Raw genomic sequence first — 1,821 nt, forward strand, 5'->3', positions numbered from 1 at the left:
GAGAGTCCCCGCGCACCTTGACAGTTGCATAGCGCGTGACATGAAAATGTCAACATGATCAACACCAACATCAATTTCCTAAGCTGATTAGGTTCTCGATGGGTGCTCGCATCATGGAATAGACGATTCATCACGATCGCGAACGTATGTTATACGACGGAATTAATTCTCATTAATATCCAATGGACGAAACCATTAGAAGTAACTGAACTTCTTTGGCGACCTAGGTAATGGACAAGATATCTAGGGCGCACGGCGGATGCCTTGGCACAGGAAGTCGACGAAGGACGCGGCAAGCTGCGATAAGCTGCGGGGAGGGGCAAACACCCTTTGATCCGCAGGTCTCCGAATGGGGGAACCCAGCAGGGGTCATGCCCTGCTATCCCCGCCTGAATCAAATAGGGCGGGCGAAGGCAACCGGGGGAACTGAAACATCTAAGTACCCCGAGGAAGAGAAATCAACCGAGATTGCGCGAGTAGCGGCGAGCGAAAGCGCACCAGCCCAAACCCGGGCGCGTGTAAGCGGCAGGCGTTGCCGCCCGGGGGTTGCGGGACTCGCGTCCAGGTGCTGCCCACCTGGGAGCGGTTACAAATCCACATGGTAGCGGAACGGCATGGAAGGGCCGGCCGCAGCGGGTGAGAGCCCCGTACGCGAAACCATGCGGACCGCTGACGAGTATCCCGAGTAGGGCCGGGCACGTGAAACCCGGTCCGAAGCCGGGGGGACCACCCTCCAAGGCTGAACACTCTCCTGTGACCGATAGCGAACCAGTACCGTGAGGGAAAGGTGAAAAGCACCCCGAGAGGGGAGTGAAACAGTACCTGAAACCGTGCGCCCACAAGCAGTCGGAGCAGCCTTTGCGCTGTGACGGCGTGCCTTTTGTAGAATGAGCCAGCGAGTTGCGGTGTGCGGCGAGGTTAAGTTTGGAAACGAGCCGCAGCGAAAGCGAGCCTTTAAGATGGCGAGTGAGTCGCACGCTGCAGACGCGAAGCCGGGTGAGCTATCCTGGGGCAGGCTGAAGCGGGGGTAAGACCCCGTGGAGGGCCGAACCCACTTCGGTTGAAAACGGAGGGGATGACCCCAGGATAGGGGTGAAAGGCCAATCAAACCCGGAGATATCTCGTTCTCCCCGAAATAGCTTTAGGGCTAGCCTCGGCCGTTAACCCGCGGTGGTAGAGCCACCGGATCGACGAGGGGGCTTCACCGCCTACCGACTCGAACCGAACTCCGAATGCCGCGGGTCGAGAGGCCGGGAGTCAGAGGGCGTGGGCTAAGCTGCGCGCTCGAGAGGGAAACAGCCCAGACCGCCCGCTAAGGTCCCCAAGTCATCGCTGAGTGGCAAAGGATGTGCGTCTGCCCAGACAACCAGGATGTTGGCTTAGAAGCAGCCATGCATTTAAAGAGTGCGTAACAGCTCACTGGTCGAGTGGACATGCGCCGACAATTCACGGGGCTAAGCGATGCACCGAAGCGGCGGACTGAGAATTCAGTGGTAGGGGAGCTCTCCGCGGGGGGCGAAGCAGCAGGGCGACCTGCTGTGGACCGCGCGGAGGTGAGAATGCTGGCATGAGTAACGAGACCAGGGCGAGAAACCCTGGCGCCGTGAGCCTAAGGGTTCCTGGGCGAGGCTAATCCCCCCAGGGTCAGTCGGGAGCTAAGGCGAGGCCGAGAGGCGTAGCCGATGCGCAGCGGGCAGACATTCCCGCACCGCCGACGGCGCGGCATTACCGATGGGGCGACGGAGAAGGGTAGCCGGGCGGGGTTCTGGACGTCCCCGTGAAAGCGCGTAGGGCGCGCAGCGTGGAAATCAGCTGCGCACG

The 1,821-nt window shown here is 60.5% G+C and carries 1 rRNA gene; it reads left to right on the forward strand.

The annotated features are described in order from the left end of the window. Positions 1–232: 232 nt before the first annotated feature. A 23S ribosomal RNA gene (locus NE591_RS12115) occupies positions 233–1,821 on the forward strand; the annotation flags it as partial.

The sequence above is a fragment of the Adlercreutzia sp. DFI.6.23 genome (assembly GCF_024462535.1).
Taxonomy (GTDB): domain Bacteria; phylum Actinomycetota; class Coriobacteriia; order Coriobacteriales; family Eggerthellaceae; genus Adlercreutzia; species Adlercreutzia rubneri.